Genomic DNA, 26,157 nt, shown 5'->3' with positions numbered 1-26,157 from the left:
GTGTTGGTGCTTACAACGAAAGTAGATATTTTGATTGAAAATTAAAGAGTAGAATTTTAAAAATTATAAAATATCTTTTCTCAACCTTTCTACTGCATTTTTCATACTCGAGTTAAAATATTCTTTTTCTAATCGAATTGGTGGAGCTTGTCTTACTTCACAATCTGCTATACTGCAAGATTCACAGGTGACACCAACATTAATCGTTTGCAAAGTCGGAGATTTTATGAAATTGATTTTCTTTATCGTTTGAGGAGTTAATAAAATACCTAAACAATAGCTTCTGTTGCTCCCATCAGAAAAAGGGTTTTTTTGTGATGTGGAAATTACCAGATAACTTACTCCTTGGTCTTTGTAATGAGAAATTTGGGCTGCTGTTAATGTTTCATTCTCTACCAAATGATCTAAATTTTTCACCGCAATCCACCTTCTACAATAATGTTCGTTAGTTGCATTGGCGTGTGGAGCTTGTTGATGGTTTAAGTGCAACTCTTTTAAAATCTGTATTTTATTGGAATTGTTCTTTTTAACTAAGCACAAATAAAATAAATCTTTAATTCCTAATTCTGAAGAAAGGATATTGGTTAATCGGTAATAAAATGTTTCCGGAGAATTGGTGAATTGATTGATTAAGTTTTCGAAATTTTTAGGTTCCCAGCTGTTTTGAAGGAAAAATTCTGATGTTTTTTCAATTGTTTTTCTTTTTGAAATTAGCAAAGCTCCTGCAAAGTAGGAGGCATAAAAATTATTCAAAATTTCTTCAAAACTTCCAAAATCCAGCCATGAGAATGTGTTGGGGCGGTTTTTTAGTCCTAAAACATTAAATCCGACCTCTTTTGCTAAAATAAAAGTTCTCTGGTCTTTTTCTAGTTTTTTGTTTAAAAGCAACAATTTTTTCTCAGGAACAAATAATGACCTGAGGTTATCCAATGTGTCGTAACGTTCAAAATCTTCTGATTGAATGGTATAACCGAAATTTTCGTTTAGAATTTTCTCCAACGAATCGGTTTCTAAGTTTTTACCTGTTTTGAGTTCATTTTCTTCTGCAAAAATCAAAACTTTTTCTTCTATATCAGGAAAATAATTATCGTATAATTCTTGAAATGAGCGTAGTACGGCGAAATAAAATCTCTCCTTTCCTAAATTATAGTTTTGAGAAATTTCAATCAAAGCATTAATGAATGCAGTTACTTTTTTTGGAGCATCACTAATGATGCTTATCAAATTGTTTTTGTTGATTCCGAAAAGATCCAAAGGGACTTCTTTGAAAAAATCAGATTGTAGAATTTCATTGAACGGAGCTAGGCTTTTGTCTAATTTTGTAGAAACCAAATCATCAAAAGTGCAGTTCAGTGCCTCCGAAAGTTGTATTATTTTGTCGTGTTTCGGATATTTTTTGCCATTTTCTATCTCATTAAGGTAAGATTTTGATAAACTGGTCTTTACGGCAAGGTCTTGTAAAGACCAATTTTTCTTTTGTCTCAGTTGTTTTAGTTTTAGTCCAAAAACCGTTTTAATAAAGTCACTTTCAGAATTCATAAATCAAATATAATATATAAAAGCGATTTTTCGCATAATATTTTTTTAAATTAATTTAGCGAACGTTCGCTATTTGTGAAAATTTTTATTTAAGTTTGTAAGGTTGAATTACAAAATCAATGTGTTATGGAAACCCCAACTCAATTAAAAATAAATGCTGAACAGCAATTCGAAAAAGTGTTTACTAATGAATTAGTAGATTTTTTAATTGAACTTCATCAGAATTTTAATCAAAAAAGATTAGAACTTTTAGAAAAAAGAAAACGAACACAGGAAGAACTTGATAAAGGTAATCTCCCTCATTTTTTGTCTGAAACGGAAGAAATAAGAAATGGTGATTGGGTTTGTGCGTCGCTTCCGCAGGATTTGTTGGACAGAAGAGTCGAAATTACAGGTCCTGTTGACCGGAAAATGATTATTAATGCTCTGAATTCTGGTGCTTCAACTTTTATGGCAGATTTTGAAGATAGCAATTCTCCAACCTGGAAGAATTGTATCGAAGGACAAATCAACCTCTCAGATGCAATTAATAGAAGAATTAATTTTACAAATGACCAAGGAAAAACCTACAACCTGAATGAAAATACAGCAGTTCTTTTAGTTCGTCCGAGAGGTTTGCATCTGAATGAAAAGCATATAGAAATTAATGGTGAACAGGCTTCTGGTTCATTGATAGATTTTGGGATTTACTTCTTTAGAAACGCAAAACGATTATTAGAAAACGGAAGTGGACCTTATTTTTATCTTCCAAAGTTGGAGCATTATGAAGAGGCTCGTTGGTGGAACGAAGTTTTTGTTTTTGCTCAAAATTATCTGGGAATTCCACAAGGAACAATCAAAGCGACAGTTTTAGTTGAAACTATTACGACACCCTTTCAAATTGACGAAATTTTATTTGAATTAAAAGAACATAGTTCAGGTTTGAATTGTGGAAGATGGGATTATATTTTCTCTTTCATTAAAAAGTTTAGAAATCTTCCTGAATTTATTGTTCCGGATAGAGATCAGGTTACCATGACTTCACCTTTTATGAGTGCTTATTCTAAAAGAGTGATTGAAGTTTGTCATAAAAGAAATGTTCATGCGATTGGAGGAATGGCAGCTCAAATACCGATTAAAGATGATTATGAAGCCAATAGTATTGCTTTCGGAAAAGTAAGAGCAGATAAAGAACGTGAAGTGAAAAACGGTCACGACGGAACTTGGGTGGCGCATCCTGCGTTGGTTTCTGTGGCGAAAGATATATTCGATAAATACATGCCCTCTCAAAATCAGATTGATAAAAAGTTTGATTATAAGATTACTGAAAAAGACTTATTAGAAATTCCTAAAGGTGAAATCACAGAAAGCGGAGTTAGAAAAAATATCAATGTCGGCATTCTTTATATAGAAAGCTGGTTAATGGGAGTAGGTGCGGCAGCGATTTATAATCTTATGGAAGATGCAGCAACTGCTGAAATTTCAAGAACTCAAATTTGGCAATGGCTCAAAAATGATGCTGTCTTAAGTGATGACAGAACTTTAACCCGAGAAATGGTACTTCAGTGGGAGGTTGAAGAAATGGCACGTATTGAAAAATATGTCGGAGCAGAGCGATTTAAAAACGGAAGATTCAATCTGGCGAAAGAGCTTTTCAACCAACTAGTTTTCTGCGAAAAATTTGAAGAATTTTTAACATTAAAAGCATACCCTTTTATTTAAACCCTATTAATTAACAATAAATCCAAATGTCATGAAAACAAGACAAGAACAAATTCAGGAAATAGAAAAAGATTGGTTGGAAAATCCTCGTTGGAAAGGAGTTGAAAGACCTTATACAGCAGAAGATGTTTTAAAACTTCGTGGTTCTTACCGATTAGATTACACCATTGCGACGGAGATGTCCAAAAAACTGTGGTATAAACTCAATAATCAGGATTTTGTAGCCGGTCTTGGTGCTTTAACAGGAAATCAGGCTGTACAGGAAGTTGATGCAGGTTTGGAAGCAATTTATCTTTCAGGTTGGCAGGTTGCAGCAGATGCAAATTTGTCTGGTGAAATGTACCCTGATCAGTCTTTATATCCTGCGAACTCAGTGCCCTCTGTAGTGAAGAAAATTAATAATGCACTGTTGAGAGCCGATCAGATTCAATCTGTGAACGGAGGAGGAGATAAAGAATACTTGGTTCCTATTGTTGCTGATGCAGAAGCGGGTTTTGGAGGGAACTTAAATGCATTCGAATTGATGAAACAGATGATTGAAGCTGGAGCTGCAGGTGTGCATTTTGAAGATCAGTTGTCGTCTGCGAAAAAATGTGGACATTTGGGCGGAAAAGTTTTAGTTCCGACTCAGGAAGCTATTAATAAATTGATTTCAGCTCGTTTGGCAGCAGATGTTTTGGGGGTTCCGAGTGTAATTGTTGCTAGAACAGATGCTGATGCAGCGGATTTGTTAACTTCGGATATTGATGACAGGGATAAAAAATTTGTTACGGGTGAAAGAACTTCAGAAGGGTTTTATGTAGTGAAGAATGGAGTAGAACAAGGTATTGACAGAGGTTTGTCCTATGCTCCTTATGCAGATTTAATTTGGATGGAAACTTCAAATCCTGATTTGGAACAGGCAAGAAGGTTTGCAGAAGGTATTCATGCGAAGTTCCCTGATAAAATGTTGGCTTATAATTGTTCTCCTTCTTTCAACTGGGCTGCTAAATTAAGTGTTGAGGAAATGCTTAACTTCAGAGAAGAGTTGGCGAAAATGGGATATAAATTCCAGTTTATCACTTTGGCAGGATTCCATGCGTTAAATACAGCAATGTTTGAATTGGCTTTAGCTTATAAAGAAAAAGGAATGGCTGGTTATTCTGAATTGCAAGAAAGAGAGTTTGCGCTTCAAAAGCAAGGTTTCAGAGCTGTAAAACATCAATCTTTTGTTGGAACAGGATATTTTGATGAGATTCAGAATATTGTTACTAATGGTTCTTCAGCAACAGTTGCGATGAAAGATTCTACAGAAACGGCACAATTTCATTAAAAAGTTCCATTTTTAAATAAATTCAATTGTCAGAACCTTCTCATCTTTGGGAAGGTTTTACTTTTTTATATCTAATTTTGAATAAATTTTCGGAGAATGAGTTTGATTTTTGAAAAACAATTGCAGGTCACCAAAGAACATATTGATGCCAATAATCATGTGAATAATGTTCAGTATGTACATTGGGTGGAAGAAATAGCAGCGGAACATTGGGATTTTGTAAAACATAAAACTGATTTTCCTAATGATATTTGGATGCTTTTGGATCATCATATTCAATACAAAAAACAGATTTATTTAGGAGATATTATTCAAATTAAAACCTATCCTAAACCTCCTGAAGGAATTCGACAGCCTAGAAAAGTTGAATTTTACTGTAAAGGTCAATTAATGGTAGATTCTTCTACACTTTGGGTTTTTGTGGATAAAGAAACGGGACGGGTTAAACGGCTTGAACAAGATTGGCTCGATAAACTTTAAAGATATTAGTCTGCGTTGAGCTTTTCTTTGTTAACCTCTTTTGTCATATCTTTGCACCATGATACGTATTACAAAAATTTTTACATTCGAAACGGCTCATGTTCTGTACAATTATGACGGAAAATGTAAAAATATGCACGGACATTCTTATAAGCTGTTTGTAACAGTGAAAGGAAAGCCTGTAAATGATTTGGGGAATCCTAAAAATGGGATGGTGGTAGATTTTGGAGATATTAAAAGTATCGTAAAATCTGAAATTGTGGATGTTTGGGATCATGCAGTTCTTATTAATGCACTTTCTCCTCACAAAGAATTGGGAGAAGGACTGGAAGAGCAAGGGCATAAAGTGATTTATTGTACTTTTCAGCCAACCTGCGAAAATATGTTGTACGCCATCGCTGCAAAAATAAAGTCAAGACTTCCTGAAGGAGTTTCTTTGGCTTATCTAAAGCTTCATGAAACAGAAAACTCTTACGGAGAGTGGTTTGCAGAAGATAATCAGTAATCAAAAATTCAGACGTGTTAAAAACTATCATCAATTTAGAACCTGGTAAAAAAGTATATTTTGCTTCAGATCAGCATTTTGGTGCTCCTAATCCTAAGGAAAGTAAAGTGCGTGAAGAGCGATTTATCCGTTGGATGGATGAAATAAAGCATGATGCTCAGGTTTTGTTTTTGATGGGAGATTTGTTTGATTTTTGGCATGAATGGAAACATGTAATTCCTAAAGGTTATGTACGTGTTTTAGGGAAAATTGCTGAATTGAAAGATAGCGGAATTCATATTTATTTTTTTGTGGGAAACCATGATTTGTGGATGAAAGATTATCTGGAGGAAGAGATTGGATGTACCGTTTTCTATAAAAAGCAATATTTTGAGATTGGTGGAAGACAGTTTTTATTGGCTCATGGAGATGGTTTAGGTCCTGGAGATAAAGGGTATAAAAGAATGAAAAAAGTGTTTACAAACCCTGTCGCTCAATGGTTTTTTAAATGGCTTCATCCGGATATTGCAATGAGAATTGCGTTGTATATGTCGCAGAAAAATAAAATGATTTCAGGGGAGGAAGACAAAGAGTTTTTGGGAGAGGATAAAGAGTTTCTGATTATTTATTCTAAAGAAAAGCTTAAAAATCAAAAGATTGATTATTTTATTTATGGTCACCGTCATTTGCCAATGGTTTTGGATTTAGAACAAAATGCAAAATATATTAACTTGGGAGACTGGATTTCTTATTTTACTTATGGGGTTTTCGAGAGAGATTTTGAACTGAAAACTTTTGACAATAAAGCATAAAAAAATTACCTCCTGAGAGGTAATTCTCGGATGAAATTTTCATCATCCTGTTTTTAATCCATATTCCGATTATTTCATAGCAATAATTTGACCATTCTTTAATTTTTAGGTTAAAAAATTATTAAAAATTAAAGTCTTTATTATGAAGGTATGCTTTTGAGCCTTATATAGACTAGAAAAATTAACATTTTGGAAAATATATTTGATATAAATACAGAACAGGATTTTTTGTCTGCTTCACTAAAAGCATTTCGTTATCAATACGAAAATGTAGAAGTGTACAGAAAGTTTGTAGATTATCTGAAGGTGAATCCTAATGAAGTTGATAGCTTGATAAAAATTCCGTTTCTTCCTATTGAAATGTTTAAAAATCATCAGGTTTTAGATAAAAAAGTTTCTGCAGATTTGTATTTTCAAAGTTCAGGAACTACGCAAATGAATTTGTCGAAACATTTTATAGCCGATGAAAATATTTATCAGGAAAGTATTTACAAAAGTTTTGAGCAGTTTATTGGTAAACCTGAAGATTTTATTTTCCTGGGATTATTACCAAGTTATTTGGAAAGACAAAATTCTTCTTTAATATATATGGTAGATTATTTGATGAAGAAATCTGCTAAATCTGAAAATGGGTATTTCCTTTATAATCATTCAGATTTGTTTGGGCTTTTAAATCAATTGAAAGATAAAAAGGTGATTCTTTTTGGCGTCTCTTTTGCTCTTTTAGATTTTCTTGATTCTATAGAAAATCAGAAAATTACGAAGTCTGAAAATCTCATCATTATAGAAACCGGAGGAATGAAGGGGAGAAAAGAGGAAATGACGAAGGATGAATTATTGAAAATATTACAGAATGGTTTTAAAACAGAAAAGATTTATTCTGAATATTCTATGACAGAGCTGCTTTCACAGGCTTATTCTTTAGGAAATAATGAATATGAATGTCCGAGTTGGATGAGAGTTTTAGTAAGAAATACGGAAGATCCTTTTAGCTATGAAAAAGAAGGTAGAACGGGAGCGATTAATATCATAGATTTAGCCAATATTCATTCTTGTTCTTTCATTGCAACTCAGGATTTAGGAAAAATACAAGGCAAAAAATTTCAGGTGCTTGGAAGAATAGATCATTCTGATATTCGTGGATGTAGTCTATTGGTTTCTTAATTTTTTTAAATAAATAGTTGATAAATTAACAAAGAAATAAAAAAAAACCTGTCATATCGACAGGTTTTTATGTTTTAAAATATTATTCTATTCTGCAATTTCAGAATCTTTTTGAAGTAGAAACTTATAAATTAATCCTCCCACTACACCTCCTAAAATTGGTGCAGCCCAGAATAACCAAAGTTGAGACATAGCATTTCCTCCAACAAAAACCGCCTGAGAAAGAGATCTTGCAGGGTTTACGGATGTATTTGTGATAGGAATTGAAATTAAGTGAATAAGTGTAAGAGCTAAACCAATTGCTATTCCTGCAAATTTTCCATTGGCATACTTATCAGTTGCTCCCATAATGATGATTAGGAAGAAAGCTGTTAATAAAAATTCAGCTAAAAATGCAGCTCCCATTGAGTAGCCTTTTCCGAAATAGACAGCATCACCATAAAAATTGGTGGCAAATGCTCCCGGTCCGGACAAATCTGGCGTTCCAGAACCGCTTAAAATTGTGTATAAAGCTCCTGCAGCAGCAATTGCTCCTAAACATTGAGCCACAATGTAGGGGATAAGGTCTTTCGCAGAAAATCTGCCTCCTGCCAATAAACCAAACGATACAGCTGGGTTGAAATGCCCACCTGAAATATGTCCAACAGCATAAGCCATTGTAAGTACCGTAAGACCAAAGGCTAAGGCAACACCTATTAAAAGAATACCTAATTGACCATTAGCAGCGGGTGCAATTTGAGATGCAAAAATAGCACTTCCACAACCTCCGAAAACAAGCCAAAACGTGCCGAAAAATTCAGCAAAAAGTTTTTTTATCATATTGTTTATTTTTATATGTAAACCAAATTTAGAATTTAAAATTCAAAATAAAAAATTAAATTTTAAAAACTCTATCAATTTTAATGAAGAAGGGAAGGTTGTTTTAAGACGTATTGTGAAAATATTTAATGAATATTATTTCTATAGTTGAAATATATGGCATAAATATTTATATTTAGATTGTAAATTTAAAAGCCTGTTTTAATGAGAAAGTTTTTGTGTGTGGTTTTTGTGTCTTTTGTTTATAGTATTTATTTTGCTCAGGCGTCGAAAAAATCTCTTCCATGTTATGATTACGCAGAGGTTTTGAAAGTAGAGCCAACTCCGCTTTATAAGCCACATTTGGATGCCTCAAAGAGTTTTGGGGTAAAGCTTTTGAAAGACTCTAAGTCTGTTCAGAAATACATTAATAATGGGAAATTTCATAAAATAAAAAAATCAGGAAAAGGATATCGGGTTCAAAAACTAGATTACAGTAGAGCATGGATGGTTTCCAAAGCTAAAGCTACTCTTGAGAAAATAGGAGCTAAATTTAGTAAAGAAACCAAAGGACATACTTTTACAGTTTCATCTATTACAAGAACTCTGGAAGACCAATGTAGATTGAGAAAAGTGAATTCAAACGCCTCTCTAGGGATTAGTTCTCATAATTATGGAAATTCTTTTGATATTTCTTATGTGAGATTTAATGATGTCTTAAAAAATAATCCGAAAATGGAGAAAGCATTAGAGAAAGTTCTAAACTATTATGCCAGAGCAGGTAAGATTTATTTTATTAAAGAAAAACAGCAAAGTTGTTATCATATTACGGTAAGGAATTATTAATTTAAATTCAATTTCCAGTGAATATTTGCATAGATAATTAAGTTTCCATATTTTTATGGAACTAAAATTACCATGTTTATGACAACTTTAAACCATGAAGAATTCATTCAGGCTACTAATGAATGGAAATCTTGTTCTGAAAATTACCAGAGTATTGAAAATCTTATTTCTACAAGTAATGTTATTGAGTTTGACATAGAGCAAATTCAGTGGTTGAGAGACCGAAATAAATACAAAGAGTTTTGTGTAGAAGTAGGTGTCTTTCGAGAAAACCTAATTCTTATTTTCTGTCCTCTTAACGAAAACGGTCAAAAAATCAATGAAGAGAGTTATCCTTATAGTTCTCTTGTGGGCTGTACAGGAGATATTAGACTTGTAGAAACTAAAGAATATACAGTTGTAAAACATGCTGTTCTTTCAAGTGATTTGAGAAAGATTGATGATAGTGCAAATACCTACTTCCCGGTTGCAAATATGCCAATGTTGGAGCAGGATAAAGTAGTTGAGGCTATTGAGTCTTGGAGAAATGAAGGGATGAATTGGTTTTACAACGAATGCCAAAAGTATGAAAGAACAAGCTATAGAAATATTTTTGAAAGATTTTATGTTCCTTCCGAGAATTTATATCCACCAAAAGCCAATTTAAACAAGTTTATATGTTCTTTCGGCTTAAAATTTTCAGATGTGTATCAACAAATGCTTGTTACTCTTATTTTCATTTCTTTTTATAATGAAGGAAATCTTCAAAATGGTTTAGGACAAAGTGTAGAGATGGTTTCTAATACCTATGATTGGTCACAACCATGCCCACCCGTATGTAAAATACCGTTTGAATAAATAAAATGAAGGATTTTTATTCAGTAGTACTTTATTTTAACAATATTCTTCTTCTTATATGCTGTATACTGCTTATAATTAGATGTAAAAATTTTGAAAAAAAAGAAAAATGGTATATCTATTATATCATTTTTCTTTTTCTGATAGAAGTTATTAATAAATTACTGATTTATGTTTTTAATATTGAAAATACAGTATTTCTCTATCCCATCTATATTGCAGGGGAGTTTTTGATATTAACGACACTTTTTATTAGAAAATTAAACCTTCCCAAATATTGGTTTGTATTTTCTTTATTACTTTTTCTGATATTTGTTGTTGGTAGGAATTTTTCAATGACTTCTGGTGTTGATGATTATGCCAAAGTGATTTCAAATATCATTGTTATATGTTTTGCAGGCAGTACATTACTACAGAAAATTAAATCAGATAAAATTACTAATCGCTTTCTTTTAGTTGACGGATTGATTTTTTTATATTATTCAGTATCTGTTTTTGTTTTTATTATTCAGCATCAGCTTATATTGCTTTCAGAGGAAAATTATTTGTTAATTTTAACATTGAATAATATTTTATCCAGTCTACTTTATTTATCACTTATATATACCGTATTAAAATTAAAGAAGTAACTTTAAATATCAGTTCTATTGTTCTTATAATTGTTCTTATAGCAGTTATAATAGCTTTTATTCTATTGGCTTATAAGTTTTTTATAGATAGGATTATGAAAGAAAAGGCTGAAAAGTATAAAGCTGAAATCTATTATCAAAAACAAATGGTACTGGAAAGTAATAAAGTACAGGAAGATGAAAGAAGAAAAATGGCCGTAATGGTGCATGATGATTTAGGAAACCGGCTTAATATTTTGTCTTTATGGTTGAATAATATAGAAATTGAAGATAAATCGGCTGAAAAAGTAATTTCTACACAGATTTCGGAATTGATAGATTCAGCAAGAGGGATATCTCACTCATTATATCCGGTTAATCTGGAAAGACTTGGGTTAATACTTTATATTGAGGAGCTTATCACCAATCTTTCTCCTAAAATTACAATTTTACTGAAAGTAAATTCTAAATATACTCCTAAAGACGTTTCAACGGAAGTACAGATTTATAGAATTATTCAGGAGTTTACAACTAATGTTATCAAGCATTCTTTAGCCACAGAAATTGAAATTTATATAAAAGACAACAAAAAAAATACAGTAATTATTCTTTCAGATAACGGACAAGGATTCGATTACCAAACCGCAAGTAAGGGTATGGGACTTAAAAATATAGAATCTCGTATCAAGTCTCTGAATGCAATTTATAAATGGAAAAACACAATTGGAAAAAGAAGTAGATTAATTATTAAAATTTTTTCTGATAATGAATTCAAAAATTAATATTGCGTTAGTAGATGATGAACAGCTTATACTTGAAGGTATAAAACTTCTTTTGTCGAAAGAAAAGCATATCTCTGTGAATCTTACCTCCATCAATGGTAACGACTTTTTAGAAAATTTGGAAAAGTTGTCTCCGGAAGACTTTCCGGATATTGTTTTAGCGGATATTCAGATGAAACCTATGGATGGTTTTGAGTTAGTAGAAATTTTGAAAACGAAATATCCCGAGCTCAAAATCATGATTCTCTCTTCTCATTACAAAACAGGAGTGTTGGGATATATGGTAAAATTGGGAGTTTCTGCTTTTTTACCCAAAAATTCCCCTAAACAGGTTTTCATTGATGCTATAAATGCAGTCTATAAGAATGGAGTGTTTTTCACTTCCGAAGATTATAGTATGCTTTCTTCTTATATGAACAATTCACAAAAGAAAAAATCTCTTTTTGATAATAGTGATGAGCTTACCGAAAGGGAAAAGGAAGTGGTTGTTCTCATCTGCCAAGAATTTACTAATAACGAAATCGCGGAAAAACTATTCCTGAGTCCACGAACTGTTGAAAGTCATCGACAACGGATTTTAGAAAAAATAGGAGCCAAAAACACCGTGGGACTCGTTATATATGCAATAGTTCATAATATTTACTCACCTCCAGTTAATCTTTGATTCCGTACTTATACGGAATTTTTTATTTGGCAATTTTTACTCTACAAATAGTGAATTTTTCATTGTTACTTTGTCTTGTTCATTCAACGAAGCTTCAGATAAATATGAACAATAACGAAATAATAATAACCAAATAAAAATTTACTATCATGTCAACAATAACAGAATCAAAAGCAGCAACTACGGTATTTTCAATCAATTTTGATTTTACATCAAGTGAACAGAAAGCAATTTTACAATACTTGCAACAAAACGGATATAAACTAATGGGTTATAAAGGAGCTTCAGGACCGAATCAGGTTTCTTCTGGGGTGCCAGCTTGGTTTGCGGTGAATTATCAGGAAATGTTTGGCGAAGTAGAAATTGATTATGAGCCAAAGTATAAAGTATATGTTTATAACAAATCGAATATTGGTACCAATACTACTATTCAAATGCAGGCTTTGTCAAATGAAGTTCCACTTGGAACAGCTGTAACGTTTCATGCTGATGGATCTTTTTCTACTACTACTGGCGCTCCTGCAGGTGTAATTACAGTGAAAAACGAGAGAGGGGCAGGAACTCCCAATATTACGATAGGATTAGCAGCAAAAGTGAACGGAGAATTTCAACCTTTCTGTGCATTTACATGTACTCCCGAAGGTTCTGTAAGTATGGAGCCAAATGAGAAAGTTGTTTTATTTGCGGCTCAGACTAATATGACGTCTGGATCTGTTACAGGTAATGCTACTGCACCTGGATGTAATTTTATCTTTAGTGCACAGAATATAGAATATGATTTACAGATGATTCCGGGAACTTATGGTATTGAAAGTGTACCAGGAACAGCTCCTGTAAATCCAGTATCTTCAGGAGAGTCATTGACACAGCTTTTGAATATTTTCTAAAAATAAATATTCCCGGAGGATTAAACTCCTTCGGGATTTTTTTTTAATATGGATATTGCGCTCAACATATATTTTGATTCCAAAGGGATAACCTACCTGAATGATACCCAACAAAGTGTTGGTATTATAAGGTCTTATCCCGGAAATTCAGATTTGAAGTATATATGTCTTGCATTTAAGCCTTTTATTAATCAAAACTCTTATGTTTTCTCAGACAATTGGCAGGTATGGGCAACTAGGACTAAACCTCAGAATATGTCTGTTTATAAAAAAAATATTTCGGCAGATGCGCAATATGGAAAAAGATATTTAGTGTCAAATCTGGGCTTTGAAGGAGCGTACGATTGTCCTTCTGAGTTTTTAGGAATAGAAAACGCTTCTGATTCTACTTTGTATCCGGCTATTTCTCAGAAAATTAATGATGAGTTTAGTCTTTGCAATGCAGATTCAGCATCTGTTAATACAATTGTTTATTTTGATTACAGTGATGAGCTGTGGCTTTTTACAGCCAGTGGAATTACTTCGAATATGGCAATTTCGTCATCATTTTTTGTCCCCTCGGGCATAAGTGCCAAAAATATTGTTATGAGCAAATATCTTTCTATAGATTTTCAGGAAGATACAGACGTATATTTTGATTCGGCGAGTAATCTATTTAAAAAAGGAAAACTTCCATAAAAAACAATTAACCATGGAAAATATGCAAATTACTACTGAAGAATACCTTTATGCTTTAGGGCAGAACAATTTGGTTTATAATTGTGATTTTCGGTATTTCAGTAATCAAACTTCGAGGAATGGAGCTATTATTTATGGCGTTCCTGATGGTTGGGTTTATAATGATAAGGGAGCAAATGGAAAAATTTCTTTTGATTCCAATTCCAATCAGTTGGTTATTATGAAAAGTCAAACATCGGACGAAATGTCTTTTACTCAGGCTTTACATGAATTTCCAAGATGGATGCAAATGTTACCCGGAAAAACAGTTTCAGCTAAAATAATATTAAGTCTGAGTGTGAAAGGAAATGTATCTGTACAATTGGCGGACGGTATAGATTCTACTTCTGTTACAGTTTCACAAACAGGAAATCATGAAGTTAATATTCAGCATAATATCAATTCTTCTGCCACTCAACTTGTGCTTTCCGTGTCATCATTAGTCCCTAATGCAGAGATAAGAATCACACAATGTTGTGCTAATTTGGGATTGGTTGCTCTTCAGAATCTTCCATGCATTATTCAGGGAATAATTGGGGAAAGAAAACAATATATTGCAACTGAATTTCCGCCCGAAGGAGAATTTTCTTTATGCAACGTTCCTGTGGAATTAGACAAAAATTATACAAGATTAAATTCTGTTATCAATTACAGATTTGGAAAAGGTTCAAACGGATATTCTATGCTCCTTGATATGCGTGGATACTTCAGTCGAGCTTGGAATAATCAGGCAAATGTGGATATGAATGCTACGGAAAGAACAGCTCCGGGAACAGGAACAATTACGGGAGACCATGTAAGTACTTTTGAAAATGATATTTTTAAGAAACATGATCACGGACTGAATTTTTCAACTGATTTGATGATTACCTCGGGTACGGGACCATCTATGAATATTATTAATACAAAAGCTACCTCTAAAACGAATATTGAAGCAGATGGTTTAGAAACTCGCCCTAAAAATATTGCTGAATTATACACCATAAAATGGGCTTAGAGTTTTTTTAGACAAAAATTAAAATAACAAAAAATTAAAAACTTTTAACATGGAAAACAATAATATAATATCCATCGGAATTTTTTTCGATGGAACAGGAAACAACGGTATAAATGCAACGTCTCCTCAAAAACCTACAAAAAATAATGAAAGTTATTATAGTAGTACTACTAACATTTATAGACTTTTTGGTTTGTTCAGCGGAAATGAGAAGGCTTATATCGAAGGAATAGGAACATTAACAGGACAAGAGGATAGCAGCTATGCAATGGGAACATGTATGAATCCTGTTGGTTACAAAGGATATTCTTCTGACGATAAGCTGGCAAAAGCCTGTGCTTTTATTGCAGATAAAATGAAGGATAAAACCAAAGAATATCATTTTTATGTATATGGTTTTAGCAGAGGGGCTATGTTGGCAAGAACTTTCTGTTATGAATTGCTGAAAAAAGGCACAAAATATACAGAGAATATTAAAGTCAAATTTTTAGGTATTTATGATACTGTAGAATCTACACCGCCTACTCTCAATTATCCTGTGAATCTGTTACCGGGTATTGAAAATGCACTTCATCTTTGTGCTGTGAATGAATGTAGATATTTCTTCCCGCTTACCGGTATTTTTAAAGATTCCCCAACCATGAAAGACGAAAAATCTGTTACCCCAACTTCTGTTTGGAAAGAGATGTTTGTTCCTGGAGCACATGCAGATGTAGGAGGAGGATATTTAGAAGGTCCTCAATCTGTTTATATTTCTGCTAACTATACTAAAAATGCCAAAGTTATTGAGTATGTAGAAAAGGTAAGAGATACAAAGAGAGATTCGGAAGGTAACAAAATTTGGTATTCTCTTCTTGAAAGTTATAAACTTGATGAAGGTATGATATATTCTCAGGCCTATGTAAAAAGAAATAATGTATATAATGATTTGTCAAAAGTATACGGAAAACTGATGCTAAAGGAAACCAATTTGGTAACTCCTATTTTTAGTACAAACTTTAATGAGTCAAATTTTGAAATCAATTTTCAGAAACATCCTTATTTGATTGCACTTTCTGAAGAAATAGAAGCATACGCAAAAGACTTGTCTCCAAGTTTAAAACCTAAATATAACTATCAAAAGTTAGTAGACTATACTCATATCTCTGCGAACTTTGGTTTATATAAAACAGCGTTGTTGAAAGGAGCTCAAAATGAAATTGATGTTGAACTAATCAATAATGGGTTGAACGTTCCAAGTGATACTGTTGCATTGGCAAGTTTAAATACCGCTGATTTAAAAATGAAAGCCGAAGCCGGTAATCTGGAAGCTAAGTCTGTTACTGACCTTACTTACGGAACAAATATTCCTAATAATGATACTTGGAGCCGAACGATATTAGTAAAATAAAAGATGTACTAAATGTTAGTACTTTTTCAGTTTTAAATTTAGTGGAGAGTTGCCCTATTTGGGCAGCTCTTTTTTATATTCAAACTTTAAAAACGGATTTGAAAACGAAGACTCAGTGAAAATACGCAACCGTGAAATTAGTGTTTTCTACTCTATTTTTTCTGTTTTTTTCGTGGTTACTTTGCTTTTATTAAATGGTAAAACCGATTCTTAATACTAAGAATTTTATCGAAAAAATAAAAAAAAGAAATCATGACAGAGACTACATGGATTAACAAAGCGAGTAAACTTCATAAAGCTTGTGTAGAGGAGCAAAATAGAAACAATGGAGGTACACAAATAACGACAGAGGAAGCCAAGTCATTGAACGAATTGCAACATGCTATAAATTCGCATCATGGTATACATAAAGTAACCTATAATGAAGCAAGAGTAAGCCTAGATGAAATGTTTGTAATGGTAAAAGCAGGTAAGAAAACGCCTCCTCTTACTAAAGGATAAAAACTAATAAAAAACTTAAATAACCTAAAAAATAAAAAATATGGGATGTAGAACAGCATCTGTTGAGAGAGTAGCAGATAAAACAGTAAAAGCAAAAGAGCAAATTGATAAGTTGCAAGCAACGATTGAAGCTCAGGAAGCAAATAATAAAGCAAAATTTTACAAGCAAATTGAAGAGCATTTAGCGAGTGCACAATTAACTGATGCAAGGGAAATTTCTTATACATCTAATGTAAAAACAGAGTATACAAGTGAATTTAGCCTTGATAAAATTGCCAGTGTAGTTACCTCTGCATTAAAAGCGGTAAAGGCAGCAAGTGACCCGACTAATCCAGAAGGTTTAGCAAGTTCAGCAGCAATTGATGCATATAGTGATGTGGTAAATGCTGTTGCAGAAGCTGCAAAATCTTCTTCCAATTCTACTGCAAGTTTGGCTTTCTCTATGAATAGACTTGCTCCAGGGACTATTGCGTTTCTTTATGCTTCGTCAATTAATATTCAAGATGATGAAACTTTTGGAAGTGAAGCAGTTACAACTACGGCTATCTATTATAGATTAATGGAGAGCCCAAGAGATGTAGAATTATCAGCAGCTTTAGATGCAACAAAAATACGTGTAGCAGCAGATCTTGAGACGTACAGGAAGTTTATTGCATTACAGGCTGGGCTTGTAGATTCTCTTGCAGAAAATAAAATAACATTTGAAGCTTACTTGGTGTTAGATGACAAGTATGCAAAAAAAGCAGCTGAACTTGAAAAGAGAGTAAAAGATGGTACTCCTACTGCGAAATTGGCAAAAAGTACTATTTCGGATGTTCCATCAATCGAAGATTTTGGAAGTAGTTCAGAAGAGTATAAACAGCTAGTTCATTCAGCAATAAAAAGACTCTCAGAAAAAGGTGAAATGTATGATACGGTGATTAGGAGAAATATCTCTCGTCTTGAAAATGGATATTTTTAATTCACAATAAATAAAAAAATTGAGCTACCTTATTTTGGTAGCTTTTTTTGATGTCGTCATTTCATTTCTTTTTCCGTATTTTTGCACCCGAAAATTCATTATTCACTTATTAATCATTATTTAACATGCTTTCGGTTCAAAGTTTAGGATTACATCATTCGGGAAACTATTTGTTTCAAAATGTGAATTTCACAATTAAAAAGGATGATAAAATTGGCTTAGTTGGTAAAAATGGGGCAGGAAAATCCACTTTACTAAAGATGCTTTCAGGGGAAATCAATTTCTATGAAGGAAACGTGGTTCCTGAAGGAAATATAACTATTGGTTTCCTGAAACAAGATTTAGACTTTGTGAAAGGAAGAACCGTTTGGGATGAAACTATGCAAGCTTTTGAGCAAATCAATGCTTGGAAAAATGAATTGGAAGAAGTAAATCATCAAATGACCATAAGAACCGATTATGAAAGCGATTCTTATACCGATTTGATTAATAAAATGACTGAACTCAACGACCTTTTAATGCATCACGATGCATACAATTTGGAAGGGGATATGGAAAAAGTACTTTTCGGTTTGGGTTTCAAAGCAGATGATTTCAAAAAAATAACAGACGAATTTTCCGGAGGGTGGAGAATGAGAATCGAATTGGCAAAATTGCTTCTTCAAAAGAATGATATTATGCTTCTCGATGAGCCTACCAACCACTTGGATATGGAATCTATCATCTGGCTGGAAAATTTCTTGAAAGATTATCCGGGTGCAATTGTTCTGGTAAGTCACGATAAGCAGTTTATGACTGCGGTTTGTAACAGAACTTTTGATATTAATAATAAGAAAGTAGACGATTACAAGGCCAATTATTCAAAATATTTAATCATGCGTGAAGACCGCCGTGAAAAACTGATTCAGGCTAAAAAGAATCAGGATGCGGAAATCAAGCAAATGGAAGATAATATTAACAAATTCCGTGCAAGTGCTACAAAAGCTTCTTTTGCACAATCTCTTATCAAAAAATTAGATAAAATAGAGCGTATTGAGGTTGATAACGAAGATGTTTCTAAATTCAATATCCGATTTGTACAATCTCAAGTTCCGGGTAAAATTATTTTTGAAGCCGAAAAATTAGGAAAAGCTTACGGAGAAAAACAAATTTTTGATGATGTTGATTTCATTGTTCAGAGAGGCGACAGAATTGCTTTATTGGGGCAGAACGGACAAGGGAAAACTACTTTAGCCAAAATTCTCGCAGGAGACATCAAAGATTATTCTGGAAACTGGAATTTAGGTCACAACGTTAATATTGGTTATTTTGCTCAAAATCAAGAAGAAGTATTAACGCCGAATAAAACCGTTCAAGAAGAAGCAGAAGATGCTGCAACAGAAGAAACAAGACCAAGAGTAAGAGATTTATTAGGATCTTTCCTTTTCCAAGGTGAAGCGGTAAATAAAAAAACAAAAGTACTTTCCGGAGGTGAGAGAAACCGTTTGGCTCTTTGTAAATTGTTGCTTCGTCCTTTCAATACGTTGATTATGGACGAACCTACCAATCACTTAGACATTCAGTCTAAAGAGATTATTAAATTGGCTCTTCAAAAATTTGAAGGAACACTGATTGTCATTTCTCACGATAGAGAATTTTTGCAAGGTCTTTGTGATAAAATCTACGAATTCCGAGATGGTAAAATGAAAGAATTCTTAGGAGATATTAATGAATATCTAGAATTCAGACAAAAAGAATCCATTCGTGAAATTTCTGCTGAAAAGGCAAAACTTCATAATGAAGTACCAAAAGTTGAGATGAAGAAAGTTGAAGAGAAACCGATTAATAATAATCAATCAACGATTGCAAGTAAAGAACAGAAAAGTGTTCAGAATAAAATTAAAAAAGTAGAAGAAAGAATTACTGAGCTTGAGACAGAAATTGAAAAATTTGAAGCTTCTTTTGCAAAAGAAAATCCTTCTGATGATACTTTGGAGAAATACAATAAAACGAAAGAAGATCTAGATTCGGCTCTGCAAGAGTGGGAATATTTAGGAACTCAACTTGATTAAAGTAAAAAATAAAAGCTTCATGAATACTATTTGTGAAGCTTTTTTGTAACAAATCCTTTACTTTTTGTACTTATTAAACAATCACAATTTTTAGTGATTTAATAGAATTTTAATTTATACAATTAAATTATTTTTATACTTTTGAAGTATGATTTTTAAAGAAAGCAGAAGTCTGAAGAATTTTATATCCAAGTTATTGTTTGGGATATACTTCATTGCGCTGTTTTCTCAAAACTTTCACAGTCACAGTTCAGAAGATGTTTTTAAAGGTTTTAACTTTAAAAAAACAGAAAATACCATTACAAAAAATATTGTAAAGGAAAAATCAGGTGACTGTTTGGCTTGTCATTTTTTGGTTACAGGAAATACTTTGGTTCCGGAAGAATTTAATTTTTCTTTTGAAACATACACTCATGAAGTAAAGCAAATTATTGCTGTTCAGGAGAAAATATGGTCCCAGACCAAGTTCACTTTTCAGCTTCGCGGTCCTCCTGCAATTTCTTAATTTTAATTCTTTTTTCGGATTTTTCAGGCTTAAATTTTTTTAAGATTTAAACATTTTCAATGGAATTATAAACCCATATGAGAGTGATGAGATTATTAAAAATATTAGGTTGATGATATTGATATACATTTGATTAAGTGTAATGATATATTCGGTGATAAAAATCCATTCAACAAATTTTTACGAAAAATGTACCTCTTTGAGGGTATATAATCTATCTGTTTACAATGAAATTGATATATAGTTTATTGCTTACCTTTTTAGGATTTGCAATTACAAGCGCACAACAAAATTATACTGTAGAAGGCACGGTTTATGATTTTCATGATAAAACCTTTTTGGAAAATGCGGAAGTGAAAATTGGTGATTTTACAGCAAAAACCAATAAAGAAGGTAAATTTTCTTTTAATAATATTCCTGTAGGAAATTATATTCTCATTGCTAAGCATCCTGATTGTGATGACCATACTGAAAATATAGAAGTTACTCAGGATCTTCATTTAGAAATAACTCTTGAGCATCACGCTGAAGATATTGAAACAGTGAGACTGCATGGAACTCACAAAAAAACCGGAACAGTTATCATAAAAACACTTGATAAAGCTGATATTGAAAGGAATTCTACCGAAAATTTAGGGAATTTACTTTCAAGATTATCAGGTGTTACAGCCTTGAAAACAGGAAATAATATCTCAAAACCTGTTATTCGCGGTTTGTATGGAAGTCGTATTTCTATTTTGAATAACGGCGTGAAGATGGCTGAACAAGAATGGGGTGTGGAACACGCTCCGAATGTGGATGTTAATGATTTTGAGCATATTGATGTCATTAAAGGTGCATCTGCATTGAAATATGGAAGTGAAGGAATTGGGGGAGTCATTCTTTTAGAACCTGCTCCAATGCCAAAGAAAGATACATTGATGGGAAACATAAAACTATCAGGTATTTCTAATGGTAGAGGAGGCGAAATTGCTGCAAATGCAATAAAATCCTGGGAAAACAACTGGTTTGTAAAAACGGGAGGAACTTATAAAAAACTGGGAGACCAGATGATTCCTCATCATACTTTGCAGAATACAGGTATGGAAGTTAATTCTTTTAATTTCTCATTCGGAAAGCAAAGTTTTATGCAGGGTTTTGAAATTGCTTATAGCGGTATCAATCAAGAGTTTGGCATTTATAAAGGAGCGCATTTGGGAAGTCCTGTAGATTTTTATAATGCCATAAATTATGGTCAGGAATATTTTTATGATAATTTTAGTTATGATATCAATAGTCCGAGACAGGAAGTAGAACATCATATCGGAAAAGTGATGGCATACCAACGTTTTGAAAATTTTGGAAAGCTAACTTTTCAGTATAGTTTCCAGTTGAATCGTCGTAAAGAGTTTGATATCAGAAGAAGAGAATTGAATGCGTTGCCTTCGATGGATTTGAGACTGATTACTCATACTGCAAGTTTAACACATCTCATTGAACGCCCGAATTGGAGCCTGGAAAGCGGTATTTCTACAGGTTTCCAGGATAACTATCCAAATCCGGCGGCAAAAGCAAGACGTTTAATTCCTGATTATTATAAATATGACGCAGGAGCGTTTTCTGTTTTCAAATATAAATTTAATGCTAAATTTAATGCAGAAGCTGCCGTGAGATATGATTTTAGCAGATATGATGCCTATAAATATTATGATGCTTCAGAATGGGATGATAAATATGCCTCACTTTATCCCGAGTTTTATGTGAGAAAAAGTGATAGCCGAATTTTAGCTCGTCCTATTTTAGATTTTCACAACTTTTCGGCAAATCTTGGGTTGAATTATAAACCGATTCGTGATTTCGAGGTTAAATTAAACTTATCCAGAGCGGAAAGAAACCCGAACCCTGCGGAATTATTTGCTGACGGACTTCATCATTCTGCTGCAATCATGGAAAAAGGAGATTTAAGCATCAAAAAAGAAACGGCTTATAACGTGAATCTTTCTTTGGCTGCTCAGTTTAATATTTTGAAAGGTTTGCATATTGAGGCAAATCCTTACTTTATGTATTCTGACAGTTTTATCAACCAGATTCCGACAGGTATACAGTCTACAAACAGAGGCGTTTTCCCAATTTGGACTTATCAACAGATTAAAGCTAGAATGTACGGGTTGGATGCAGAAGCAGAGCTTAAAATTCTTGATAATTTAAGTCTAAAGTCAGCTTTTAGTACTTTGAGAGGTGATGATTTATCAAATGACGAACCGCTTATCTTGATGATGCCGACAAAAATGAGAAATTCCATTGAGTTTAAACTTAATAAACCTTCCAATTTCTATATTACTTTGGAAAACGATATTGTTTCTCAACAAAAACATTTTCCGGTAAGAAATAATGATATTACGTTTATTGACAACGGTGAAATGGTGATCAAAACTCTTGATTTGAGTACGCCACCTCAGAAATACGTGTCGTTCAATGCTTCAATAGGAGCAGACGTATTCAAAAACTTTAATGTTAATTTCAGAGTCAATAATATTGGAAATCAATATTATAAAGAATACCTAAATAGGTTGAGATACTTTATGTACGAACCAGGGAGAAATTTTATCCTTACTCTGAAATACAATTTCTAATTATTATTAATACTTAAAATTTAAAATTACAATGAAAAAATTATTCAATATAGCACTATTACTTTTCGCAGCTGTTTTACTTTTCTCTTGTAGAAATGGGGAAGATGATATTCCTGAAGATATCCATGAGCATGAGGAAATTGAAAAATTGGTTGTTACTCTTACCAATAAAAATGATGCAAGTGATGTTCAGACGATTAATTATATAGGAGGAGTGGCAGATGCTCATATTCATGCACATGCAGGAGATGTATATAATGTTTCTCTAGATTTTCAGGTGAAACATGATGATCATTATCATAGTGCAAATGATGAGATTTTAGAAGAAAAGGACGAACATTTTGTTATCTTTGAGTTTGCAGGTGCAGAGGTAAAAGTAAAGAGGGCCGCAGATGATATTGTAAGAACTGATGGTAAAAAATTAGGTCTTAAAACAGAATGGACTGTTACAGGTACAACTTCTACAGGTAAGGTAAATATTAAACTTATTCACGGGGCAACTTCAGTAAATGATAATTCGCCTTCTGCTGATAATCAACTGGGAAGTACTGTTGGAGGAGAGAGTGATGTAGATGCTATAATTAGTATTCACTAACAAAAAAGCATCATATATTATATTTTGGTAACCACTGATTTTTTCAGTGGTTTTTTATTTAACAATATTTAGCTTTATTAGTTGATTTTAAATGAGTGATTTTCATAAAATTTTCATATTTTTGCAACCTAAAATTTTAATCAATAATGAAGGTTACCGCACAAAACCATGATGATGTAAGTGCATTGCTTACAGTGACATTGGAAAAATCTGACTATAAAGAAAAAGTAGAAAAGCAATTAATTAATTATGCTAAAAATGCGCAAGTTCCTGGTTTCAGAAAAGGGAAAGTGCCTTTGAGTATGGTTAGAAAACAATATGAAGCAGGTATTGCATTCGAAGAAATCAACAAACAAGTTTCTGATGCATTAAACAACTATGTTAACGAAAATAAATTAAGATTAGTTGGTCAGCCTGTTCCTCAGCCAGTAAACGAATTCGATTACAATGCTGATCAGTTATCTGTTGCTTTTGAAGTTGGGTATGAGCCTGAATTCACTATAGATTTGGCTAAATATGAGGCTCCTCATTATAAAGTAGAAGCTTCTGATAAAGAAATCAACAAAAGTATTGAGAACATGCAAAAGCGTTTTGCTGAGCAGGCTCCTCAAGACAAAATCAATAAAGACTCATATGTTGCTTTAGAAATTTCTCAGGTTGTTGAAGAAGATGCTGAAGGAGAGCACAACCATCATCCAAAAAATGTAGTAATCACTGCAGAAAACAAAGAAGCTTTCAAATTAGTAAAGTCTTTGAAAATGGATGGTTCTGTAAAAGTTTCTAAAGAAACTCTTGCTGGTGACGAAGCTTTAGCTAAAGAATTAGGATTCTCTAAAGAAGAAGTTGAGCACTTACACCATGCTGAAGTTGAAGTAAAAGTAAAAGATTTTTATGCTTTAAATTTAGCAGAATTAAACCAAGAACTTTTTGATAAAGTTTATGGAGAAGGAACTATCAAGTCTGAAGAAGAGTTGAAAGAAAAAGTAAAATCTGAACTAGATGAATATTTCCAACAAAATGCAGATGTTCACTTCGTAAATAAAATCTTAGAACAAGTTTCTGAGAAAGAAGAAGTAAAACTTCCTGAAGCTTTCTTAGTTAAGTGGTTGGTATTCTCTAATCAAAATATCCAGTCTGAAGAACAGGCAAAAGAAATTCTTGAAGCAGAGAAAAATCAATTAAAATATCAAATCATCGAGGGTAAATTGATGGCTGATAATGAAATTCAATTAGATTATGCTGATGTTTTAGCTCAGGCTGAACAATTGGTGAAAAATCAATTAGCTATTTACGGAATCCATCATTTAGGTGATGAAGAAATCCAAAAATATGCTGTTGAAATGTTGAAAGACCAAGAGCAGGTAAGACAAATTTCTTCTGAAGTTGCTATGGCTAAATTGAAAGATGTTATTCTTGAAAAAGCTACTAAAAAAGAAACAGCAATTTCTCATGATGAGTTCTTAGAAGAGCTTAAAAAATAATTTATTGAGATATAAATATTTTAAAACCACCATATTTTGGTGGTTTTTTATTTTTTGAATCATTTTGTCTTTTACATTTTTTATATTTACAGCCTAAATATAGTATATGAAAAAAATAATCATTCCATTTTTTTGTGCAGTTCTTTTTTCTACTTCTGTATATGCACAACAAAAAGCAGTAACTGATAAAACAGAAATAAAGCAGTCTAAACTGACACCTAAGGAAGTTATTGATAATTATATTAAAGCTTTAGGAGGAAAAGAAAAACTGGAAGGAGTAAAGTCAACAGTGATAGATAATGTACTTTCTGTACAAGGAATGGAAGTTAGCATGTCAACAAAAAAAATGGGAAATAAGTTCAAATCTGAACAACTTGTTATGGGGCAGAAAATGGTTCAGCTTTTTGATGGAGAAAAAGGTTACTTCGAGCAGATGGGTAATAAAAGTATGATTCCTGCAGATAAAATTTCTGAACTTAAGAAAGGAAAAGTAATAGATGCATTAGGATATTATGAAACTAAATTTCAATCACCTACTGTAGAAAATGTTGATGGTAAAAACTATAATGTTTTATCTTCGGATAGTGGTAAATATTATTTTGATGCTGAAACAGGATTACTATACAAATCTAATTCTAAAGAAGGAACTGCAATTGTTAAAAGCTATATGACGGTAGATGGAATCAAATTTCCACAGGAAATAGATGCAGAAGGAAATGGGCAGAAGGTTACGATTAAAACAACTAAAGTGGTTATAAACTCAGGGGTTTCTGATGAAGATTTTAAAGGGTAAAAAACTTTAATATAAAAAGAATAAAAACCGCAGAAATTTCTGCGGTTTTGTTTTTTAAGAACCATATTCTTTTTTCCATTCTTCTGCGGCATCGCTTAGAACTTCATAAAATTCTTCTCCGTATTTTCTAATCAAAGGAGTTTTTAAGAATTTATATATAGGAACGTGCAGCTCTTTTCCTAGAGTACAAGCGTCATTACAAACGTCCCATTTATGGTAATTAAATGCCGTAAAAGTAGAATATTCTGTTACTCTGATAGGATAGAGGTGGCATGAAATTGGTTTTTGCCAATCTACAGCACCGTCTTCATAGGCCTTTTCAATTCCACATTTTGTAATTCCTTTTTCATCAAAAGTTACATAGGCACACTCTCTGTTTTCCACCATTGGGGTTACATACATTCCGTCCATAGGGTCAGTTGTCCATGTTCCTATTTCCTCAATAGATTTTATTCCTTCGGGAGTAAGATAAGGCTTTACTTTGTCAAAAATAGTATCCAAAATTTCCAATTCGCTCTTATCAAGAGGAGCACCAACATCTCCTTCTACACAACATGCACCTTTACATTTTGTAAGGTTGCAAACAAATTCTTCGGAAAAAATATCCTCGGAAATCAATTTATCGTCAATCTGAATCATA

26 protein-coding genes are annotated in these 26,157 nt (G+C 32.7%); 23 read left to right on the top strand and 3 right to left on the bottom strand.

The window, feature by feature from the left end; translation table 11 throughout:
• Positions 1 to 63: 63 nt before the first annotated feature.
• Entirely contained in the window at positions 64 to 1,539 is a 1,476-nt protein-coding gene (locus OH806_RS01625) for a helix-turn-helix domain-containing protein (RefSeq protein ID WP_264741946.1), read from the bottom strand.
• 126 nt (positions 1,540 to 1,665) lie between these two features.
• Between OH806_RS01625 and aceB the strand changes: the two genes are divergently transcribed.
• The 6 genes from aceB to OH806_RS01595 all read left to right on the top strand — a co-directional run bounded on the left by aceB (position 1,666) and on the right by OH806_RS01595 (position 7,492).
• On the top strand, positions 1,666 to 3,240 hold the full coding sequence (gene aceB, locus OH806_RS01620; protein WP_264741945.1) for a malate synthase A: 1,575 nt from the start codon (positions 1,666 to 1,668) through the stop codon (positions 3,238 to 3,240).
• Between the two features lie 31 nt (positions 3,241 to 3,271).
• Entirely contained in the window at positions 3,272 to 4,552 is a 1,281-nt protein-coding gene (gene aceA / locus OH806_RS01615; RefSeq protein ID WP_264741944.1) for an isocitrate lyase, read from the top strand.
• A 96-nt stretch (positions 4,553 to 4,648) separates the two neighbouring features.
• The gene (locus tag OH806_RS01610) at positions 4,649 to 5,032 is read left to right on the top strand and encodes an acyl-CoA thioesterase (RefSeq protein ID WP_264741943.1); all 384 of its coding nucleotides are present in this window, start codon (positions 4,649 to 4,651) and stop codon (positions 5,030 to 5,032) included.
• 58 nt (positions 5,033 to 5,090) lie between these two features.
• Positions 5,091 to 5,537, top strand: coding sequence for a 6-pyruvoyl trahydropterin synthase family protein (locus OH806_RS01605; protein ID WP_264741942.1), 447 nt, complete (start codon positions 5,091 to 5,093; stop codon positions 5,535 to 5,537).
• 14 nt (positions 5,538 to 5,551) lie between these two features.
• Complete coding sequence (locus OH806_RS01600) at positions 5,552 to 6,328, top strand: UDP-2,3-diacylglucosamine diphosphatase (RefSeq protein ID WP_264741941.1); 777 nt, start codon at positions 5,552 to 5,554, stop codon at positions 6,326 to 6,328.
• Between the two features lie 189 nt (positions 6,329 to 6,517).
• The gene (locus tag OH806_RS01595; protein WP_264741940.1) at positions 6,518 to 7,492 is read left to right on the top strand and encodes a LuxE/PaaK family acyltransferase; all 975 of its coding nucleotides are present in this window, start codon (positions 6,518 to 6,520) and stop codon (positions 7,490 to 7,492) included.
• 87 nt (positions 7,493 to 7,579) lie between these two features.
• Here the strand turns inward: OH806_RS01595 and aqpZ are convergent, their stop codons facing one another.
• On the bottom strand, positions 7,580 to 8,308 hold the full coding sequence (gene aqpZ, locus OH806_RS01590) for an aquaporin Z (protein WP_264742321.1): 729 nt from the start codon (positions 8,306 to 8,308) through the stop codon (positions 7,580 to 7,582).
• A 207-nt stretch (positions 8,309 to 8,515) separates the two neighbouring features.
• Here aqpZ and OH806_RS01585 point away from each other — a divergent pair, with 207 nt between their 5' ends.
• From OH806_RS01585 to OH806_RS01505, 17 genes are all read left to right on the top strand, one after another.
• Complete coding sequence (locus OH806_RS01585) at positions 8,516 to 9,136, top strand: DUF5715 family protein (RefSeq protein ID WP_264741939.1); 621 nt, start codon at positions 8,516 to 8,518, stop codon at positions 9,134 to 9,136.
• A 78-nt stretch (positions 9,137 to 9,214) separates the two neighbouring features.
• A complete protein-coding gene (locus tag OH806_RS01580) occupies positions 9,215 to 9,973 on the top strand; it encodes a hypothetical protein (protein ID WP_264741938.1) in 759 nt (252 codons plus the stop codon).
• Between the two features lie 5 nt (positions 9,974 to 9,978).
• Entirely contained in the window at positions 9,979 to 10,602 is a 624-nt protein-coding gene (locus OH806_RS01575) for a hypothetical protein (protein WP_264741937.1), read from the top strand.
• Positions 10,603 to 10,697: 95 nt separating this feature from the next.
• Positions 10,698 to 11,363 carry a sensor histidine kinase gene (locus OH806_RS01570; RefSeq protein ID WP_264741936.1) on the top strand — a complete coding sequence of 222 codons (666 nt, stop codon included), beginning with the start codon at positions 10,698 to 10,700 and terminating at the stop codon, positions 11,361 to 11,363.
• Complete coding sequence (locus tag OH806_RS01565; RefSeq protein WP_264741935.1) at positions 11,347 to 12,027, top strand: response regulator transcription factor; 681 nt, start codon at positions 11,347 to 11,349, stop codon at positions 12,025 to 12,027. The genes OH806_RS01570 and OH806_RS01565 overlap by 17 nt, the downstream gene beginning before the upstream one ends.
• Before the next feature lie 149 nt (positions 12,028 to 12,176).
• Positions 12,177 to 12,914, top strand: a complete 738-nt coding sequence (locus OH806_RS01560; protein WP_264741934.1) for a hypothetical protein — start codon at positions 12,177 to 12,179, stop codon at positions 12,912 to 12,914.
• A 48-nt stretch (positions 12,915 to 12,962) separates the two neighbouring features.
• Positions 12,963 to 13,592, top strand: coding sequence for a hypothetical protein (locus OH806_RS01555; protein ID WP_264741933.1), 630 nt, complete (start codon positions 12,963 to 12,965; stop codon positions 13,590 to 13,592).
• Between the two features lie 13 nt (positions 13,593 to 13,605).
• On the top strand, positions 13,606 to 14,628 hold the full coding sequence (locus tag OH806_RS01550; RefSeq protein WP_264741932.1) for a hypothetical protein: 1,023 nt from the start codon (positions 13,606 to 13,608) through the stop codon (positions 14,626 to 14,628).
• Positions 14,629 to 14,677: 49 nt separating this feature from the next.
• Entirely contained in the window at positions 14,678 to 16,018 is a 1,341-nt protein-coding gene (locus tag OH806_RS01545) for a T6SS phospholipase effector Tle1-like catalytic domain-containing protein (RefSeq protein ID WP_264741931.1), read from the top strand.
• A gap of 252 nt (positions 16,019 to 16,270) precedes the next feature.
• Entirely contained in the window at positions 16,271 to 16,519 is a 249-nt protein-coding gene (locus OH806_RS01540) for a DUF4162 domain-containing protein (protein WP_264741930.1), read from the top strand.
• Between the two features lie 40 nt (positions 16,520 to 16,559).
• Positions 16,560 to 17,480, top strand: a complete 921-nt coding sequence (locus OH806_RS01535; protein ID WP_264741929.1) for a hypothetical protein — start codon at positions 16,560 to 16,562, stop codon at positions 17,478 to 17,480.
• Positions 17,481 to 17,605: 125 nt separating this feature from the next.
• Positions 17,606 to 19,531, top strand: a complete 1,926-nt coding sequence (locus OH806_RS01530; protein ID WP_264741928.1) for an ABC-F family ATP-binding cassette domain-containing protein — start codon at positions 17,606 to 17,608, stop codon at positions 19,529 to 19,531.
• 148 nt (positions 19,532 to 19,679) lie between these two features.
• Positions 19,680 to 20,036, top strand: coding sequence for a hypothetical protein (locus OH806_RS01525; protein ID WP_264741927.1), 357 nt, complete (start codon positions 19,680 to 19,682; stop codon positions 20,034 to 20,036).
• A 227-nt stretch (positions 20,037 to 20,263) separates the two neighbouring features.
• On the top strand, positions 20,264 to 22,648 hold the full coding sequence (locus OH806_RS01520) for a TonB-dependent receptor (protein ID WP_264741926.1): 2,385 nt from the start codon (positions 20,264 to 20,266) through the stop codon (positions 22,646 to 22,648).
• Positions 22,649 to 22,679: 31 nt separating this feature from the next.
• On the top strand, positions 22,680 to 23,243 hold the full coding sequence (locus tag OH806_RS01515) for a hypothetical protein (RefSeq protein WP_264741925.1): 564 nt from the start codon (positions 22,680 to 22,682) through the stop codon (positions 23,241 to 23,243).
• Between the two features lie 146 nt (positions 23,244 to 23,389).
• Positions 23,390 to 24,724: a trigger factor gene (locus OH806_RS01510; RefSeq protein ID WP_264741924.1), complete on the top strand. Its 1,335-nt coding sequence runs from the start codon at positions 23,390 to 23,392 to the stop codon at positions 24,722 to 24,724.
• Positions 24,725 to 24,830: 106 nt separating this feature from the next.
• Positions 24,831 to 25,517: a hypothetical protein gene (locus tag OH806_RS01505; protein WP_264741923.1), complete on the top strand. Its 687-nt coding sequence runs from the start codon at positions 24,831 to 24,833 to the stop codon at positions 25,515 to 25,517.
• A 54-nt stretch (positions 25,518 to 25,571) separates the two neighbouring features.
• On the opposite strand, the gene OH806_RS01500 is transcribed toward OH806_RS01505, so the two are convergent.
• A complete protein-coding gene (locus OH806_RS01500; protein WP_264741922.1) occupies positions 25,572 to 26,156 on the bottom strand; it encodes a DUF3109 family protein in 585 nt (194 codons plus the stop codon).
• Between the last annotated feature and the right edge of the window lies 1 nt (position 26,157).

Origin of the sequence: Chryseobacterium oryctis (genome assembly GCF_025971925.1) — a bacterium.
Lineage (GTDB): Bacteria > Bacteroidota > Bacteroidia > Flavobacteriales > Weeksellaceae > Chryseobacterium > Chryseobacterium oryctis.
Note: the sequence above shows the minus strand (reverse complement) of the source record. Positions and strands in the feature narration are given on the sequence as shown.

Coding starts and splice junctions, on each gene's coding strand:
- OH806_RS01545 (WP_264741931.1), top strand. CDS start 14,678: ATGGAAAACAATAATATAATATCCATCGGAATTTTTTTCGATGGAACA.
- aceB (WP_264741945.1), top strand. CDS start 1,666: ATGGAAACCCCAACTCAATTAAAAATAAATGCTGAACAGCAATTCGAA.
- aceA (WP_264741944.1), top strand. CDS start 3,272: ATGAAAACAAGACAAGAACAAATTCAGGAAATAGAAAAAGATTGGTTG.
- OH806_RS01575 (WP_264741937.1), top strand. CDS start 9,979: ATGAAGGATTTTTATTCAGTAGTACTTTATTTTAACAATATTCTTCTT.
- OH806_RS01510 (WP_264741924.1), top strand. CDS start 23,390: ATGAAGGTTACCGCACAAAACCATGATGATGTAAGTGCATTGCTTACA.
- OH806_RS01540 (WP_264741930.1), top strand. CDS start 16,271: ATGACAGAGACTACATGGATTAACAAAGCGAGTAAACTTCATAAAGCT.
- OH806_RS01610 (WP_264741943.1), top strand. CDS start 4,649: ATGAGTTTGATTTTTGAAAAACAATTGCAGGTCACCAAAGAACATATT.
- OH806_RS01530 (WP_264741928.1), top strand. CDS start 17,606: ATGCTTTCGGTTCAAAGTTTAGGATTACATCATTCGGGAAACTATTTG.
- OH806_RS01570 (WP_264741936.1), top strand. CDS start 10,698: ATGAAAGAAAAGGCTGAAAAGTATAAAGCTGAAATCTATTATCAAAAA.
- OH806_RS01585 (WP_264741939.1), top strand. CDS start 8,516: ATGAGAAAGTTTTTGTGTGTGGTTTTTGTGTCTTTTGTTTATAGTATT.
- OH806_RS01580 (WP_264741938.1), top strand. CDS start 9,215: ATGACAACTTTAAACCATGAAGAATTCATTCAGGCTACTAATGAATGG.
- OH806_RS01520 (WP_264741926.1), top strand. CDS start 20,264: ATGAAATTGATATATAGTTTATTGCTTACCTTTTTAGGATTTGCAATT.
- OH806_RS01625 (WP_264741946.1), bottom strand. CDS start 1,539: ATGAATTCTGAAAGTGACTTTATTAAAACGGTTTTTGGACTAAAACTA.
- OH806_RS01605 (WP_264741942.1), top strand. CDS start 5,091: ATGATACGTATTACAAAAATTTTTACATTCGAAACGGCTCATGTTCTG.
- OH806_RS01500 (WP_264741922.1), bottom strand. CDS start 26,156: ATGATTCAGATTGACGATAAATTGATTTCCGAGGATATTTTTTCCGAA.
- OH806_RS01525 (WP_264741927.1), top strand. CDS start 19,680: ATGATTTTTAAAGAAAGCAGAAGTCTGAAGAATTTTATATCCAAGTTA.
- OH806_RS01560 (WP_264741934.1), top strand. CDS start 12,177: ATGTCAACAATAACAGAATCAAAAGCAGCAACTACGGTATTTTCAATC.
- OH806_RS01535 (WP_264741929.1), top strand. CDS start 16,560: ATGGGATGTAGAACAGCATCTGTTGAGAGAGTAGCAGATAAAACAGTA.
- OH806_RS01550 (WP_264741932.1), top strand. CDS start 13,606: ATGGAAAATATGCAAATTACTACTGAAGAATACCTTTATGCTTTAGGG.
- OH806_RS01565 (WP_264741935.1), top strand. CDS start 11,347: ATGAATTCAAAAATTAATATTGCGTTAGTAGATGATGAACAGCTTATA.
- OH806_RS01555 (WP_264741933.1), top strand. CDS start 12,963: ATGGATATTGCGCTCAACATATATTTTGATTCCAAAGGGATAACCTAC.
- OH806_RS01505 (WP_264741923.1), top strand. CDS start 24,831: ATGAAAAAAATAATCATTCCATTTTTTTGTGCAGTTCTTTTTTCTACT.
- OH806_RS01515 (WP_264741925.1), top strand. CDS start 22,680: ATGAAAAAATTATTCAATATAGCACTATTACTTTTCGCAGCTGTTTTA.